This is a genomic window from Candidatus Avelusimicrobium sp. (assembly GCF_056976295.1).
Map to the genome: position 1 here is coordinate 43210 of NZ_DBMCTG010000002.1, position 17158 is coordinate 60367.

Here is a 17158-nt window from a genome sequence, read left to right on the forward strand (position 1 = left end):
GCCGCATAAACTGCTTTATGCGGCGGTAGGAATCGAAAGCCGGAGCCTTATACGAGTTTGAGGCCATAGGCCGAAAGGCGAGTATGGCGAGGCGGGGCCGCAAGCGCCGAGGGTCAACGAGGCGACTAGTGGCCGATGACCTTAAAGGTAAATATAGAACCCGCGGAAGCGGGTTTTTTATTTGCGCCCAAAGCCGCATAAACTGCTTTATGCGGCGGTAGGAATCGAAAGCCGGAGCCTTATACGAGTTTGAGGCCATAGGCCGAAAGGCGAGTATGGCGAGGCGGGGCCGCGAGCGCCGAGGGTCAACGAGGCGACTGGTGGCCGATGACAATAAAGGAAAATATAGAACCCGCGGAAGCGGGTTTTTTATTTGCCCCCAAAGCCGCATAAACTGCTTTATGCGGCGGTAGGAATCGTTTTATTAAAAAAATTCTCTATTGTCTCCTTCGGAAATGATACTATCTCTCTTTCAATATAGGCCCAAAGCCCTATAAGCGGTTAGGTCTTTTGGCCCTGTTTATTTTTGTATAAGAAGACTACATTATTAAAAATGATTTAGAATTTTGTTATAAAAAATAGTGGATTTTTTGGGTATAACTTTGTATATTGAAAGGGTACCCGAATTAAACTGATGACAACAAGAGAAGGAGTACTTAAAATGAAACAAGTCATATTAGCCCTGCTGTTACTGGGTTTGGCGGTCCCTGGTTCTGCCCAAGCCGGTAACGCTCCTGTCGTTGCAGCAAAACAAGTAAAAACTGTTACAAACGCGTTTAAAATCCGTGTTCCTACGGCGCCAAATGTGTCTAGCAAAGTGCTTAAACAGCAATATGCTTTGGTCAGCCGTTCTTTGGCGATTGCCCAACAAGTGCATAGCCAACAGGTGGCCCAAGTGCTGACGGATGCCTCTCTCGGCGCAAAAGATCGCTTGGCTGTTTTGGAAAAATTGGATGCCGAAACGGCTGAGTTGACGGCTAGCCTGAACGAACGCGCTATGAAGGCGCAAGCCCAATGGGGAGAACGCTTGCTGCAAGAACGCAATCCGAATTTCTTTCCTAAAAAAGATTCCGACATTCCGGGTATGCTCTCCGAATCGGCCAAGCCGACGGAATATCCCGACATGTCTCCGGCTTTCTTCCGCGAAGTGGTCGCCTTGGTGCCTGAATATGAAGAACTTCCCGAAGAGGTAAATATGCTTGCTGTGGCCTTGGGTAAAAAATTGGGCTTTATGGAGCAAACCATTACCCAGTTGAAAGAGGTCAAACTGGCTGCCAACAAAAAGATTGTAATGAGCGAAACCGAAATGGAAAAACGCTTCTACCGCAACCAAGTAAAAAAGGCTGACCGGGAACTGGCGAAACTTTCCAAACAGGCAGCCCAAGCCGCGGCGGATTTGGTGGATTTAATGAATCTTTATCCGTCTTTGTACAAAGATGCTTTGGCTTTGGTGGCTATCAAATTGGATACCTACCCGGTTAAAACGGACTTTGTAAAATACTTGCGTGGCAAAGTGCGCTTGCCTTCTACTATTAAGAAAGAAGACGCCCCTCGCCGCAAAATTGGTTTTAACTAACCAAACAGTTTTAAAAAGCCCCGCTTACGGCGGGGCTTTTTTGTGGGCTAGGTTTTCCCCTCTCTTTTTTTAACGATGCTTGTTTTTATCGGCGAGTTGCTCTGTAAAATGGTACAATAAACTAACTGTATTTTGGGAGTATTTTATGGCCAGAAATTTATCGTTTTCCTATTCTAAAATGGGTATGTATAAGGAATGCCCGCAGAAGTACAAATTCCGCTATGTCCATATGTTGCCCGAGCAACCCAAGTATTACTTTGCGTTTGGCTCTGCGTTGCACGAGGTAATGGAATACATTTACAACCCGGCAAACCCGGTTTTCCCCACTTTGGCGGAAGCATTGGTGTTTTTTGAGAACCATTGGAACAAAACAACCTATGAACAAAAAGGCTATGCGTCGCTTGAAAAGGAACTGGCCGGATATGCAGAGGGGAGGCGGATTATTGAGTCCTATTATGCCAAAAACGCGGCTACTTTTGCGCACCCGCTGTCCGTGGAAATGAAGAGTACACTGGATATTGACGGATTGAGCCTTATCAGTATTTTGGACCGTATGGACTATTTGGGCGACGGAAAAATCAAAATTTTGGACTATAAAACGGGCAAAACTGTCCAGCGTGAGCCGGACCAACTGTATATGTATCAAAAGGTTGCCGAAAACTCCCCCGCCATCCGCGCACTTGTTGAGCAAAAGGACCCGGGCGTAAAAGAAATCCGCGTGGCGCAACTGAGTTTTTACCATTTGCCCACCTTGCACGAAATGACGTTTGAACGGGCAGAGGATAAGGAAATTTTTGAATTTTGGCAGGGCGTTTTAAAGGTAGCAGACAACATCCGCGCGGGCAATTTTACCCCCACCCCCGGCGAAAACCAATGCCGCTGGTGCGATTACCGCAACATCTGCCCTGTTTTTACGGGTAAGGAATACACCGGCCCGACGGGGTTTGCAGTGCGCAAGGCGGCTCCCGCTATTGCCGAACAACCCAAAAGTGAGCAAGAAATTTTAAGCGAAAAAATTGACCGTTGCGGGGCGCTTTTGGACGAAGCGAAATCTTTGCAAAAAGAAATTATTTCGCTAATGCGCAAAAACAATTTTGAGCGCCATTTCGGCAAGCAGTACAAGGCTGAACTTTCCCGCGTGGAAAAGTTGGAGTTTACCGATAAAGAAAAAGTGGTGGAACTCTTGCGCACGCTAAAACTGTTAGCCAAGGTGCTGGTACCTACGCAAAGTACGGTGGCCGGGCTGTTAACGGACGCAGCCGTTCCGGCGGAAGCCAAAGCAAAGTTGCAGGCCTTTGCCAAAAAAGAAGAGGACATACAAATTAATTTAACCAAGGCGGAGTAGTTATGATACGGAAAACCGATTTTCGCTTAAAACTGTCTTTTTTAGCCGTGTTGGCGGCAGGGGTGCTGTTTACGGTGGCGCGCTTGGCCTTGTTGGTGCTCAATTGGGATTTTTTTAGCGTTTTGTCCGGGGCAGAAATTTTTTCCGCCTTTTTAAACGGCCTTCGCTTTGATTTCTCCGTGATAGCCCTGTTTATGGGGCCGGTACTGTTTTTGTTAAATTTACCTGTGCGCGGGCGCGGTTGGGTAAAATTTTGGACGGTCGTACTGTTTGCTGAACTTATTTTTGCGGCGGGTTTTTTGATTGGCGATTTAATTTATTTTCCCAAAGTAAACCGCCATATTGCCGAGGAAATTGTGCAAGTGGCTAACGATTGGGGCTATGTGTTAAAGTATATGCTTACGCAGGTTTGGCTGCCGCTTATTATCCTTTTGGGCGGCTTTGCGTGGGCGGTGCGCGCGTTTTGCTGTTATACGGATAAACACTTTCAGGCCAACCGCTATGGTAAAATCCGTACGGGAGAAATCCTTTTTTTGATTGTTTTATTCACTTTTTTAGGTATCCGCGGACATATCGGGCGCGGCAAATCTATTGGCGTGGCGGACGTATATAATTACGCATCTTCCCCCGCCGGAGCGGCGCTTACGCTAAACGGCGCATTTACGGCTTATCAGGTGGGCAGAAAGGGCGCAATGGAAATTTCCAACACGTTCCCGGCGGAAAAAGCGCTGGAACTAACGCAAAAACGCTTTGTAGCCGCAGACGAAACGGTGCCGGACGAAAATTATCCGCTTATGCGCCAAGCCCAGCCGGAAAAAAATCCCCTAGCCAAAGGTTACAACGTAATGATTGTTCTTTTGGAAGGCTGGCACCCGTATTATGTGGACGGTTTATCCGGACAAGACTTTGGCGCAACCCCGGTATTTGACGATATTTTAAAGAACGGCGTGAATTTTACCAATGCCTATGCGGCGGGGCTGCGCAGTATTTTTGGCTTTGCGGCAGTTTTTGCGGGTGTGCCTCTTGTACCGGGGCTGCCTATGTTTGGCTATGGGCTTGAACTGACGGCTTTTTCCCCTATGCCTAAGCACTTTGCCCGGGCAGGTTATTACACTTTTTTTGCGCAGACCTCGCACCGCGATTCTTACCGCCTGTGTGCATTGGCTTCCTACTTGGGAGTAAAAGACAGTTACGGGTGGGAAGATATCCCCGAACGGTTAAAATACAAGGACCGCGCTCCCTTTGGCTATGATTATGATGCCTTAATGTTTGCGGCTGATAAAATTAAAAACCGCCAAGAAAAAAATTTTATGGGTATGGTGTTTACGGGTATTACGCACGAGCCGTTTGCCTCCACCTTGCCGCAGTTTGACAAATATCCATACGATTCCTGGGAGCACGGCTTTTTAAATACGCTGTCGTTTGCCGATTGGTCTATTGGCGAGTTTTTAAAGCGCGCCAAGGAGGACGGTTGGTTTGATAATACCATTTTTGTATTCGTGGCAGACCATACCTCCGGCGGTCCGGCAGATGATTCGTTAAAAAACCGCTTCCGTATTCCGCTGGTTATTTATGCGCCGAAACTTTTTAAGGGGCAGGAAGCCAATCAAATCGTTTCGCAATTAGATTTAATTCCCACGCTCTACCATTTGACGGGCCTTACGCCCGCCTATACGGCCTTTGGGCGGGATATGTTTGATACTTCTTTTAAACGCGTGGCGCTGGTATCGGAGGGTGTAAATCTCGGGCTTATTACGCAAGACGGAGAAATGCGCCATAGCGGCGGGAAAATTTTATCCGCTACTCCCGGTATGGATACCGAAAAAGCGGAGGAAGTCCTGCTCTCCTTGGACAAGGCAGCCTATACGCTTTTGAAAGAAAACCGTTGGTATAAGCCGCAAGAAACAGGGGACGGAAGATGAGCGGGAAACTTTTTGTTGCGCTGGATTTGGGCACATCTTCTTGCCGGGCTTTGGCCTTTAACCAAAGAGGAGAAGTTATTGCGCGCAAAAGCCTGATTCTTGCGCCAAAACGCCCCCAAAACGGTCTTTCTTTTTATGACGGAAACGAACTTCTGCGCGCACAAAAAAATGTTTTAAATTCTCTTTTAACGCAAGTCGGCGCGCAAAATGTCCGCAGTATATCCGTATCCTGCCAACGCTCTACTGTTGTGTTGTGGCATAGGCAAACGGGCGAGCCGTTGGCCCCGGTGCTTACTTGGGAGGACGGCCGCGCGGCGGCGGAAGCGGAAAACGCACCCGTCAGCCAGGCGGAAGTTCACGTGATAACGGGTTTATATAAAACGCCGTATTTTTCCGCACCTAAAATTGCCTGGTGTCTTAAAAATTGCCCGCCGGTGAAACATGCGTTGGGCGAAAAAAATTTGCTTATCGGGCCAGTGGCCTCTTACTTTATTTGGCATTTAACGGGCGGTAAAACCTTTGCCGCAGACCCTACACTTGCCCAACGTATGCTGTTATGGGATATCCGCACGCAAACTTGGAGCGCGGACTTGTGCAAGGCTTTTGGGATTGAGCCTGAAACTTTGCCGGAAATCCGCCCGAGTGCGGCAGATTATGGAACGTATGAATTTGAACAGGTAAAAATTCCTCTTTGCGTGTGTGTCGGCGACCAACAGGCCGCCGCTTGGAACCGTTTAAAGGACGGGCAAACGCTTATCAATTATGGTACGGGCGCGTTCTTGCTGCATAATTCGGGATGCAAAAATATTTGCCTGCCGGGGTTATTAACTTCCCTTTCTGCTTCCTGCGAAATTCCAAAAAGCGATTATTTGTTGGAAGCCCCCGTCAATGCGGCGGGAAGCGCGTTCCAATGGTTGGGCGCGCAGGGGATTTCTTTTGACGCTAAAAAAATAGATAGTTTGTGCGCCCTTTCGCAAAATCCTGTATGGTTTTTGCCGGCCTTGGGCGGCTTGGGTGCGCCGTATTGGGATTTTTCTTTGTCGCCTGTGGTGGCGGGGTTATCCCCCCTTACGCAAAAGGCCGATTGGGTGGCCGGAACGGTGCGCGGTATAGCCTTTTTACTGGCGGATATTGTAGCCTACTTGCGGGCCAATAAGGTGCCTGTTAGCGGGCCGGTGGCGGTATCTGGCGGACTTACTCATTTAAATTATTTAATGCAGTTTCAGGCCGGTTTATTGCAGTTGCCGTTGGTGTTGCGTGGCGAAAGCGAAAGCACAGCCTTGGGTGCGGCGCATTTGGCGGCTGATTATTTACAGGAGTCCTTACAAGTCAGCACAAACGGGGAAACTGGTTCCTTTTTGCCGAACCTGTCTGTGGAAGATGCAAAAAACTTGCACCAAAAGTGGCAGGCCTTTTTAACTTGGTGCAAAGCGCAACCCAAATAATAGCCTTTACCTGCCGATTTTCCCCCCGCTTTTTAGCGGGGTTTTTGTTTTTATACTCTTTGTTGGCTGGGTATTTTAGAAGGGGCTTGACCCGTTTTTTTTTTTGATAAATTAGAGAGAGAACGCTTAATGTGTATCCGGATGTATCCGCCGTATAAAAATGCGTATAAAAGGCTATTTTGGCTAAATATAAAGGCCTTAAAAGGAGAAAAAATGAAAGGATTTACCCTTATAGAACTATTAGTGGTGGTGCTGATTATCGGTATTTTGGCGGCGGTGGCGCTGCCGCAGTACGAAAAGGCGGTATTAAAGAGCCGCTTAACGCAAAATATCATACGGGTAAAAGCCTTACATCAGGCCGCCCAAACCTACTATATGGCGAACGGTACCTACCCGCTAGACGTGCGTGATTTGGATATAGATATAACGGCGGGTGCCACCGCATTTAAAAAAACGAGTATTTCGGTTGACCCCAGTCATATAGGTGTATATTTTAAAGACGGCTCCACTTGTGCGGTTACCTCATCCGGAGCGGCGTGCAGCGATAAAGGAAATTTTTATTTAGTGCAATCGTATAAGGAACAAACTTTATGGGCCCGGTGCGATACTCCAACGGCCGTTGCGGTTTGCAAGTCTATGTCAAATGGAAAATCCCACCAAGGAACAACTGATAACCACACCTATTACGATATTTTGTAATTTGCCAAAGCAAAAAAAAGCCCCGGGTAAAAAAAACGGGGCTTTTTCTATATGTCTAAAACTTTTTACAGCACATCCGCCATATTTACTTCTTGCGGTTTGACCGTGGCGGCCTCCACCGTTGCCTTGGCAGCAGCCTTGGTTTTGGCGGCGGAATTTTTTACAGCCGTTTTTCGGGCGGCTGCTTTTCTGCGGCCTTGCGTAGCGCGGCGTTTGGCCGAGTTTCTGTTGGCGGTTGTTTTTGCCTTGGCCTGATTAACTGTTGCGCGTGCCTTGGCAGCATCGGCTTTGGCCTTGGCCTCGGCGGCGGAAGCGGTGTCTTGTGCTTTTTGCACAGCACTATCACCCTGCGCCTTTACCTCGTTGGCGGCCTCGGTTACTTGCGTGTCAGCAGCGGATAAGCGGCGGTTAATTTCTTCTTCCATAGCCGCTTCTTTTTGCGCTCTGGCTTCTTCTAACTGTTTTTGCAAGCGTTCTAATTCCGGGTCGTTTTGGTATTCTTGCTCTACTTGCGCGCGGACCTCAGCGGCTTTGGCTTCTTGGGCGGCCTTGGCTTGGGCCAATTCTTCCTCTTTTATCTGTTGAACGCGGGCTTCATCTTGCGCAAGTTGGTTTTCCAGTTCTTGTACTTCGGCTTGTTTCTGCGCCTGAATTTGCAGGGCTTGCTGAACCACCTCAGCCTTTTTAACCCCCAGTACATTGGACGTTAAAGAGTTCGGTAGATATTGCTCGGTAAGCGTGAAGGCATTGTCGCCGTTGTTATTGGCGGCGCTGACTTCGGCCCCTTGTTGGATAAGGAGCAGGGCCGCTTTGTCGTTTTTGGCCTTGATAGCCGCTAAAAGCGGGGTGTTGTTGTCTCGGTCGCGCGAATTGATGTCCGCACCCGCCTTTAACAGCGCCTGCGCGGGGGCCACGTCCGTAGCGTAAACGCTATAAACGATAGCGGTGCGGTCTTGAAAATCCTTTTCGTTGACGTTAATATTCTTTTGTTTGAGGAGTACGTTCAAGCACTCTTGCTGTTTTTTAGAAGAGGCACGCATTAATGCGGTTACACCGTTATTGTCCTTGGCGTTTACATCCGCGCCTAAGGAAAGTAAATTGCGCAAGGTGTCGGTTTGCCCTTGTTCTACGGCGTAAAAAATCGGCGTGCGACCGGAAAGGTCTGCAATATTTACATCAGCCTTACCCGAGCGAATGAGCAGGCGGACGGCATCGCTGTGGCCTTCGGCCGCGGCGGCGGACAGGGCGGAAAGGCCTGTGGCCGGGTTGCGGTAGTTTACCATAGCACCGTGCGCCAAGAGGACTTTAATATTATTAACAAGTCCCTTTTGCGCCGCGTAAATAAGTGGCGTATTGCCCGAGTTATCCGGCAGATTGACGGCCGTGTTATCAAGCGCGATTAAGTTGGAAATTAATTTGGAGTTATCTGTGCCCGAGGCATAAATGAGGGCGGTTTTGCCCAAATCGTCCTTGGCGGTTACGTCGGCACCGTGTTTAACCAAGTAGGCTACCACATCCGTATTGCCGGCGGCCGCGGCGGAAATAATCGGTGTTACCCCGTAACTGGACGCATCATTGACGACGGCTTTTCCGTCCTCTACCAGCATTTTGATAATTTCCATATTGCCTTTTTCGGCGGCAATCGTGAGCGGAGTGATACCCGCGTAGTTTTTTTCATTTACGTTTACGTTAGCATACATTAATGTACGCACGCGGTCCACATCACTGATTTTTACGGCACGCACCAAAGATGTATCATACACATATTTGGTCTTGGCGCGCGGGCGATTGCCTAACGTGTCGCCCTCGTATTTCTTTTGTTCGGCGCCAAACAAGGTTCCGCGGTAAATATCGCCGGGGATTTGCGTGGCTTGTTGGGCAATGGCATCTGTGGCAGAACGCGGAGCGCGTTCGCCCAACACTACGCCTTCATACCCTGTGTAGTAGTCGTCTTGGCTGTCGGCGTTTTGCGCCACAAGCGGACTGACGGCTAGTGTGAAGACAAAAATGAGTCCTAGTTTTTTCATATAAGTATTCTCCCTCCAATTATATTATAACCAATGCGGCGGGAAAAGTTTTAAATTTTTTGTGGTGGGGCTTTTTTGTAATCTGAAAGAATTATGTTTAAATAATTCTAAATTTTTGATATAGGGCTTGCATTTTTTTTAACTAGGTTGTATTATAGTTAGTATAAAGGCCGGTAAAGGCCGACGGATTTATCCCCCAGAACCCTTCGATTTACCCCCCGAACGGTTCTGAACAAAAGGGCCGGGCACATCCCCCGGCTCTTTATTTTTGGTTTTCTAAACAGAAAAACCAAGCAAAAATATCTTGTTCTTTTTCTTGCACAAGAAAAAGAGTGGCGGGGCAGTACCCATAAAAGGCCGTAACGGCGGGTATTTTTACAACTCGCCTTACAGGCTCAAACAAATAAAAATACTCCTCCGCCTTATACGCACTCCCCAACGGGCAAGACCCGCAGAACAACTACAAGCGAAAATTTCTTAATATAAAAACCCGCACTCGTAAAAGTGCGGGCTTTTAAAACACAAGTGGTCTATGCAACTAAATTACAGAGCGATTACGCTCACCGGGGTCCTGCGGACGGCGGGAGCAATGCTGCCCTGTTCGCGGTCGCTCTTACAGAGCGATTGCGCTCACCGGGCAGGTGCCGGCGCAAGAACCGCATTCAATGCATTTAGAAGCATCAATGCTTCTTTTGCCGTCCACTTCGCTAATAGCGGCTACGGGGCAAGAAGATTCGCAAGCACCGCAGTTAATGCAAACATCCGGGTTTACTTTATAAGCCATAAAATAAGTCTCCTATTAGGTTAAGTTTGTATATAAATTATACCAAAATTGTTTGGCGGCGGGTATGGGCTGCCCCCAGTCCGTCGGCGCGGTCCTCTTGTATTAATAGAATGGTTTTGGTAAAATATAAAAGTAAGGAAAAACTAACTTTTATGGAAAAAGAAACTTCCCGCACTTTACACTCTTTAAAACCGGGCAACACCGCGAAAATTAAAGATATTCAAACGGATGCTAAAATGGCCGAAAAATTGGCGGCTATGGGGCTTGTCCGTGGACAATTTATTACCCGCAAACCCGGGTCCAGCCCGGTGGTTGTCAGCGTTTCCGGTACCGAGGTGGCTCTCGGCCGCGAAACTGCTAAAAAAATTATCGTTACTGCCAAAAAGAATACTTTTCTTTTAGCCGGAAACCCCAACGTGGGCAAGAGTCTTATCTTCTCGCGTTTGACAGGCATTGGTATTATTTCCTCCAATTTCCCCGGTACGACGGTTGGCCTGAACTACGGGCAAACCGTATTTGACGGCGATTCTTATGATATTATTGATATCCCCGGTCTTTACCGTTTGGAAGAAGAATGGACTTTGGAAGGGAAAAAGCATAATTTGTTTAAGGAATTGGAGTACGACTTTATTGTATGCGTGGCGGATGCTTCGCACTTGGAGCGCAACCTGTATTTTCTGTTGGAAATTATGCAACTTAAAAAGCCCGTCATTTTGCTTTTAAATAAATACGACGAGGCGGTGCGCAAAGGGATTCAAATTAATGTAAAGGAATTGGAAAAGCAACTGGGTATCCCGGTTATTCCGACTGTCGCTACGACGGGTGAGGGCTTAAAAGAACTTTCCTATCAGGCGGCAAAAATTGCCTCGCACGAATCTGTTTTAAGCACTTTGAATATTCCCGCCGACCCGGAAGAAAAATGGCACGTTATCGGCCGTATCATACAAAAAGTGCAAACGGTTAAACACAAGCACGCTTCTTTTTGGGAGCATTTGCAGGGTTGGGCGACCACACCCGTAACGGGGCTGCCGATAGCCTTGTGTGTGTTGGTTGTATCGTTCTTTTTGGTCCGCTTTGTGGGAGAGCACCTCATCAATCTTCTAGACCCGCTGTATGAAAATTATTATGTTCCGTTCTTGGAGCATATTTTCGGCGGGATAAAAGACAATGCTTTGGGGATGCTGTTGCTTGGCGACGGCGGCGAAAACTATTTCGGCGTGCTGACCGACGGCTTGCATATTGCGCTGATAGACGTAATGTCCTATGTGTTGGCGTTTTATGCACTGTTGGGCTTTTTGGGCGATTTGGGCTATCTGCCGCGCCTGGCCGTACTTTTGGACTCCCTGCTCCACAAGGTAGGCTTGCACGGATACGGTTCGTTGCCTATTATGTTGGGCTTTGGGTGCAAGGTTCCTGCGGTAATGGGTATCCGCGTGTTGGAAACCCGCCGTGAGCGCATTATTGCCTTGGCGCTTATTTTGGTGCTGGCGCCGTGCATTTCCCAAACCGCGATGATTATTTCCATTTTGTCCCCCTACGGCTTAAAATATATGCTGATTGTATTTTTCGCCCTGTTTGTAAACGGTATTTTGGCGGGTACGATTTTAAACAAACTGATGAAAGGCGAAACGCCCGAATTGTTTATGGAAATTCCCTCTTGGCAGATTCCCCAATGGCGGCCTTTACTGCGCAAGTTGTGGATTCGTATGAAGGAATATTTGGGGGATGCCCTGCCGCTTATTTTGGTGGGCGTGCTGTTTGTAGATTTAATGCAACTTTCCGGGCTGACGAATTGGATAGCCCAGATTGCGCGTTACCCGGTGGAGCATATTTTGGGTCTGCCTGCGGACACGACGCCTTTGCTGATTTTGGGCTGCCTGCGTAAAGACGTGTCTATCGCTCTGTTACAGCCGTTTAACCTACCACCGGCTGAGTTGGTGGTGGCGTGCGTGTTTATGGCGATGTACTTGCCGTGCGTGGCGACATTCTTTGTAATGTTGCGCGAAAGCGGCTGGAAGGACACATTTAGAGTGATTACGCTGACGCTTTGTATGGCATTTTTATCGGCGTGGGTGTTACGGCTGATTTTGATGTAATAAAAATTGTCAGATAAGATATATGAGAAACCCCCGGCAAACATTTTTACCGGGGGTTAGCGTTTATAAGAAAGTTGTTTTTGATATAGTAGTCTTTTTTTGTCATCCCCGACTACGACATGCGGGAATGACGACAAAATAGTAGAGATAATGCCGTTTTTAATTAATAGGTTTACCTTCTCCTCCAAACATTTTGCACCATTTTTCACTTTCGTAACAAGCAATTCTTTTAGAGCCACCTGCGCAGTCTTCCATTTCAAGCAAATATTTTCTATCTACATTATTAAAATTAGCAGGTATCCCATCTACACGCGCCGCAATAGGTGTAAGCCCCGAACCACTGATGCATTTATCCCCCCAATTTAGGCTATTATTGTCATAACACCAATGTTTATTACAGCAAACTTCACTATCACTGTTTTGGTGGCAGGTAAAACCGTTTCCTAATTCTATTCCAAGTTCTTCATTTGTGTTACTGTTACAGTTTTCTCCATTTGCAAGAGCACAGAGTTGGGCTTGTTTGTGCATATAGTTTAATATTGTTATTGCTTCGGTGGCGCGCGATTTTTCTACTGCCTTTTCATATTGCGGTAGAGCGACGGCGGCTAAAATTCCGATAATCAGTACCACCACTAATAATTCTATCAACGTGAAGCCGGAATTTTTGTTTTGCATAAGGTTATTATCCTAGTCCGTAATATTGTAACTGCCGTAACGGCCGATATCCACAGGCACCGGAATTTCCGTTCCCAGCGGGCCGTCAAAATACATCGTGCCCGTTAAATGATAGTCCAGCGTACCGCTGCCCATGCTGATAAGCCCCAGTAACTTGCTGTTAAAGGCTGACATCGGCACTGTGATTTTGGCCTTGGCGTTCTTGGTGGCGCGCGGTTCAATACGCACGTCTTTTAGCGTAACATCGGCCATTTTATCGTCGTTGGCAGTTAATACGCCTTCAAAGCGTTTCACCGTGGCGGCTTCGGTTTTATTGGGGTTGGTAATGGCTACCACCACATCAAAGCCGAACGAAGTTAAATTGTAATCCGTCAGTTCCACACTTTTTAAGGCGAACTGGCAGTTGGCTACATTTTGCGCTTCCTTTACCGAGGCGCACGCGGCGAGCATACCCGCGCAAAAAATAAATAAAAAGAGTTTCTTCACTTAATCCTCCCAAATTACAAGATAATAAATTGTATAATAAATTAACCCTTTTATGGAGAATTTTATGAATCCTTTGCAACAAACTATTTATAACCGCTTTGCCCGTTATATTGCAGTGGAGACCACTAGCGACCCCACTAGCAACGTAACCCCAACCACATCTAGCCAGATTTCCTTTGCCCATAAATTGGCTGACGAAATGCGTAAAATCGGGTTTTCCGAGGTAGAGGTGGACGAATACGGCTTTGTAACCGGGCTTATCCCGGCTAATACCGATAAAAAGGCCCCCACGATTGGCCTTTTTGCCCATATGGATACGGTGTGCGATTATAACGGCGCCAACATCCGCCCCGTTATCCACGAAAATTATGACGGCGGTACACTGACCATCAATGCAGATAAAAAGATGTTTTTATCGCCCGAAACAGCCCCTAATTTGAAACTTTGCAAGGGTGATACTATCATTACCGCAGATGGCAATTCTTTGCTTGGCGGAGATGATAAAATGGGAATTGCTGTCATTATGTCCTTGGGTGAATATCTGTTGCAACATCCCGAAATTAAGCACGGCCCGGTAAAGGCCGCCTTTACCATTGATGAAGAAACCGGTACGGGCATTGCGTATTTTGATGTAAAGAAATTTGCGGCCGACTTTGCCTATACCATTGACGGGGCGACCTTGGGCGACATTGACTGCGGCAATTTTAATGCCGATACCGTAACCATTAACATTACAGGTAAGTCCTGCCACCCCGGTTCCGCCAAGGGCTTTATGGCAAACCCGGTGCGCATTGCGGCGGATATTATTTCTTCCTGGCCGGAAGATAAATTGCCCGAAACCACGGACGGTGAGGACGGATTTGTGCTGTTTAAAGACATTACCGGGGCCTTGGATACCGCTTGCGTGCAAGGTATCGTCCGCGAACACGATTTGGCTAAATTTGAGCAGTTTAAAAAAGACTTGTGCGCTCTTGTGGAAGAAAAAAGAAAAAAATATCCCGCGGCCAAAATTGAGATTGAATTTAAAGAACAATACCGCAATATGCGTGAAATTTTAAAGAAAAATCCGCAATCTATGGAGTTGTTGGAAAAAGCCTTAAAGGAAAATCAGGTTCCCTACCGCTTGACGCAGGCGCGCGGCGGGACTGACGGCTCCCAACTTTCCTTGCGCGGCTTGCCTACGCCTAATATTTTTGCGGGTTACGAAAATCCGCACGGTCCGTATGAGTGGGTGAGTATGAATTGGGCGGAAAAAGCCTTTCACATATTAGAAAGCGTGATTAAGGATGCGGCCAGATAACTTGTAGTGCTTTTGATTGTACAGCCCCGGGGATATTTTCCCGGGGTTTTTTTGGATGGAGAAAATCCCCCTTTTTAGTCTGCCGAAAACTATAAAAAGTACATAAAAAATACCCCCGCCTTAACAGCAGGGGTACTTTTCTTTTAAATGTTACTTATTTTGTGCCTTGGTACGGCTGGGTCGCCTGTTGTTGGGCGGGCATAGTACCTTGGTTGGCGGAATCTAACAGGTTTTTAGCGTCGGAAATTGTCGGGTCCAATGCTTGGCTTACCGCATTGTAATTAAAGCGGTAAGAGATTTTGAAACTCTGCGGATTCTCCGGCGGAACTTTTACCAAAATGGAATAATTGTCCGGGTCCACGGCCGTGGAAATATCCCAGGTAATTAAGTTTTTGGCAGCCGGGTGCTTGGCTTCAATAAACTGTTGTAACGTATAGCCGTTCATCAAGCGGTAGTTTTTTACCTCGTTTAATACCGTATCAAGCGGATTCGGGGCAGGTTGGGCAGCCGTTACAGGGGCGGGTTGTTGGGGCTGATTGCCCAACATTTCGTCCATTTCGGCGCTTTGCGTTACCGTTTGTTCCGGCTGGTGTTTATCAGCCAACAGGTTAAACTGCGCCGGGATTAAGTTCATAAACGCGAGCATTACATAAATAAGCGCAGCCAACAACAGAGTAACCAGGATACCCACGACGGCCTTTGTCATATTGCCGGAAGACTTTACATCAGCATTTTTTATGTCGTGCTGGGTGTTGATGTCGTCATCTAATCCTTCAAAATGCAATCGTTCCGTTTGGGCCGGTTCCGGTACCATCGGCACCGTTTTGATGTCCAGTTTCGCACCGCGTTTGGTTTTAATGGTGTTTTCCAAAATCACTTGGGAAACTGTAACGTCTTTCGGCGCGTCGGCGGCAGGTTCGGCTTCTTTTTCGGTCTGTTTGAGCGGGGCCACCATTTCCTGCAATTCGGTTTTGCCTTCACTGGTATCTTGTTCCTGTTTTTTGGGGTTTAAATTCGTCAGTTCCTTAGGCAGTTCGTTAGAAGCCTGGGCCGGAGGAACAAAGTCCGAAATCAAATAGGTAGAACCTTCTTTAAGTTCAATTTCGGTCAAATCATTGGGGTTGCCCACCGGGAGAGGCTTATCCGCTGTCTGGTCGCTAAATTGCGGTACTTCCTGCGACGCGGAATTATCTTGGACCGGTTCTTCTTGTGCCGCAGGGGTTTCTGTTTGGGCTTGTTGGTTATCCAAGCCAAACATCTGTTCTACCGATTGCTCGGGTTGGTTATCTCTCTCGGCAAAGGCTTCGTTCAAATCGTCGTCGGTAATCAGTACACCTTCGGGTTTTTCGGCCTTGGCACCGGGCACAAGTTCCTGCATCGTTTCTTCTTTTTCGTCGGTATCTTCCGTTTGTGTAGCAGGTTTTACTCCCGCTTCATTTAAGGAAGGCAAATCGCCGTTAAACGCAGGGGCCGTGGCGGGCTGTTCTTGCGGTTGTTGCGCCGGAGTATCAGCAGGCATATCCGCTGGCAACTGGTTGGCCGGAAGCACAGGCTCTTCCTTGGCAGGTTCTTCTTTATCTGCCGCGATAGAGAGCGCGGGCTCTTCGTTGGTAAAATCTAATGTTTTATTTTCCGGCAAAGGTTCCGCGGCGGCTTGTTCTACCGTTTCAAAGCCTTGGGCGGGCTGTTCCTCTTTTTGTTTAAGCCCTTCGGCGGCGGCCAAGCCGGCTACCGCACCAGCAGCAGCCGCAGCGGCCATTTTAAAGGTGTTTTCTTTCTTTTCTTCTTCTTTTTCTTTAATAACCTGGTCTAAAACGTCTTCTTTGGGGGCGGCGCCGATTTCAGACAGGAACGCCTCTTTGGCGGCTTCGTCCGCTTTGGGGGCTGTTTCTACGGTCCCAGCGGTAAGGCCGGAAACTTCTTTGGTGGTTTCCTCTTGGACTTTTTTGTGAGCATCGGCTTGGTCAGCTAACATTTTGGCTTGCTGCGGAGTCAGCAAATCTTGGAAAGTGCTTTCTTTTTCTTCCTGGGTCTGAACCGGTTTTTGACCGTATAAGGAATCCAAGGCGGAGCGGAGCACCACGGCTTCTTCGGCTTTTGAACCCAAGGATACTTCGGTCGGGGTGTCGTGCTTGGTTTCGCCCAAGTCCACGGGGCCCAACATATCAAGCGGTTTTTCCTCTTTGTTGGCCGCCGCGACAATATTTTCCGCTTGGGAAACTAAGTTTTCCGTGTTTTCAATGGAATCCGATTCTAAATGTTCTTCTTCAATCGGTTTGCGCGTAAGGGTGATGGTGTTTGCGCGCCCGTCGTCTTGCGGCGGAATATAGGCCGGGTGGTCGCTGGTTTCAAAATTGCGGGCGTTTTGCGTGGCGATCGCTTCGTCCAATTTGGATTGTACATTATCCAGTTTGGATTGCAACCCTGTAATTTGGGTGGTTAATTGTTCCAACTTTTCCAGTAAGATGGCAATTTGTCCGTCCGCAGGTGCGGCGGTGGCAGTAGCCGTGGCGGTTGGAGCCGTTTCGGTAGCCGCAGGCGTTTGAGCCGGCTGTGGCTCGGTAACGGCGTCAAATTCAAACACGCTGGAAGCCTTTACCCACTCTTGGCTTCCGCCGGAAGCGGCATTTTCTGCGCAAATCAGCGTATCAGGGGTAAAGCCGTTAAGCGTTACCAGTTTATTCTCGTCGTAAGGACCTTCTACTTTATCATTGATATAGACCCAATATCTCATTGTGTATTCACCCTATATAAAATAAATATAACACGGTACGATAAAAGCATAGCAAATTATCGCACAATT

The 17158-nt window shown here is 47.8% G+C and carries 12 protein-coding genes; 7 read left to right on the forward strand and 5 right to left on the reverse strand.

The features are described 5' to 3' along the window. The first annotated feature begins 661 nt into the window (after window positions 1-661). From ACZOTW_RS01290 to ACZOTW_RS01310, 5 genes are all read left to right on the forward strand, one after another. Complete coding sequence (locus tag ACZOTW_RS01290; protein ID WP_428063939.1) at window positions 662-1576, forward strand: hypothetical protein; 915 nt, start codon at window positions 662-664, stop codon at window positions 1574-1576. Window positions 1577-1721: 145 nt separating this feature from the next. Beyond that, the gene (locus tag ACZOTW_RS01295) at window positions 1722-2921 is read left to right on the forward strand and encodes a RecB family exonuclease (RefSeq protein WP_440254894.1); all 1200 of its coding nucleotides are present in this window, start codon (window positions 1722-1724) and stop codon (window positions 2919-2921) included. Window positions 2922-2923: 2 nt separating this feature from the next. Continuing rightward, entirely contained in the window at window positions 2924-4843 is a 1920-nt protein-coding gene (locus ACZOTW_RS01300; RefSeq protein ID WP_483997276.1) for an LTA synthase family protein, read from the forward strand. Next, the gene (locus ACZOTW_RS01305; protein WP_483997277.1) at window positions 4840-6288 is read left to right on the forward strand and encodes an FGGY family carbohydrate kinase; all 1449 of its coding nucleotides are present in this window, start codon (window positions 4840-4842) and stop codon (window positions 6286-6288) included. The genes ACZOTW_RS01300 and ACZOTW_RS01305 overlap by 4 nt, the downstream gene beginning before the upstream one ends. A 213-nt stretch (window positions 6289-6501) precedes the next feature. Next, complete coding sequence (locus tag ACZOTW_RS01310; protein ID WP_483997278.1) at window positions 6502-6987, forward strand: type IV pilin protein; 486 nt, start codon at window positions 6502-6504, stop codon at window positions 6985-6987. A 65-nt stretch (window positions 6988-7052) separates the two neighbouring features. On the opposite strand, the gene ACZOTW_RS01315 is transcribed toward ACZOTW_RS01310, so the two are convergent. Continuing rightward, entirely contained in the window at window positions 7053-9014 is a 1962-nt protein-coding gene (locus ACZOTW_RS01315) for an ankyrin repeat domain-containing protein (protein ID WP_483997279.1), read from the reverse strand. A gap of 613 nt (window positions 9015-9627) precedes the next feature. Continuing rightward, the gene (locus ACZOTW_RS01320; RefSeq protein WP_177746833.1) at window positions 9628-9798 is read right to left on the reverse strand and encodes a ferredoxin family protein; all 171 of its coding nucleotides are present in this window, start codon (window positions 9796-9798) and stop codon (window positions 9628-9630) included. 152 nt (window positions 9799-9950) lie between these two features. On the opposite strand from ACZOTW_RS01320, the gene ACZOTW_RS01325 reads away from it, so the two are divergent. Beyond that, complete coding sequence (locus ACZOTW_RS01325) at window positions 9951-11894, forward strand: FeoB small GTPase domain-containing protein (RefSeq protein WP_428046631.1); 1944 nt, start codon at window positions 9951-9953, stop codon at window positions 11892-11894. 159 nt (window positions 11895-12053) lie between these two features. On the opposite strand, the gene ACZOTW_RS01330 is transcribed toward ACZOTW_RS01325, so the two are convergent. After that, on the reverse strand, window positions 12054-12569 hold the full coding sequence (locus tag ACZOTW_RS01330) for a pilin (protein ID WP_483997280.1): 516 nt from the start codon (window positions 12567-12569) through the stop codon (window positions 12054-12056). 12 nt (window positions 12570-12581) lie between these two features. Next, the gene (locus ACZOTW_RS01335; RefSeq protein ID WP_428040845.1) at window positions 12582-13055 is read right to left on the reverse strand and encodes an LEA type 2 family protein; all 474 of its coding nucleotides are present in this window, start codon (window positions 13053-13055) and stop codon (window positions 12582-12584) included. 64 nt (window positions 13056-13119) lie between these two features. On the opposite strand from ACZOTW_RS01335, the gene pepT reads away from it, so the two are divergent. Further along, the gene (gene pepT / locus ACZOTW_RS01340; protein WP_483997281.1) at window positions 13120-14355 is read left to right on the forward strand and encodes a peptidase T; all 1236 of its coding nucleotides are present in this window, start codon (window positions 13120-13122) and stop codon (window positions 14353-14355) included. 154 nt (window positions 14356-14509) lie between these two features. Here the strand turns inward: pepT and ACZOTW_RS01345 are convergent, their stop codons facing one another. Next, window positions 14510-17089, reverse strand: coding sequence for a hypothetical protein (locus tag ACZOTW_RS01345; RefSeq protein ID WP_483997282.1), 2580 nt, complete (start codon window positions 17087-17089; stop codon window positions 14510-14512). Between the last annotated feature and the right edge of the window lie 69 nt (window positions 17090-17158).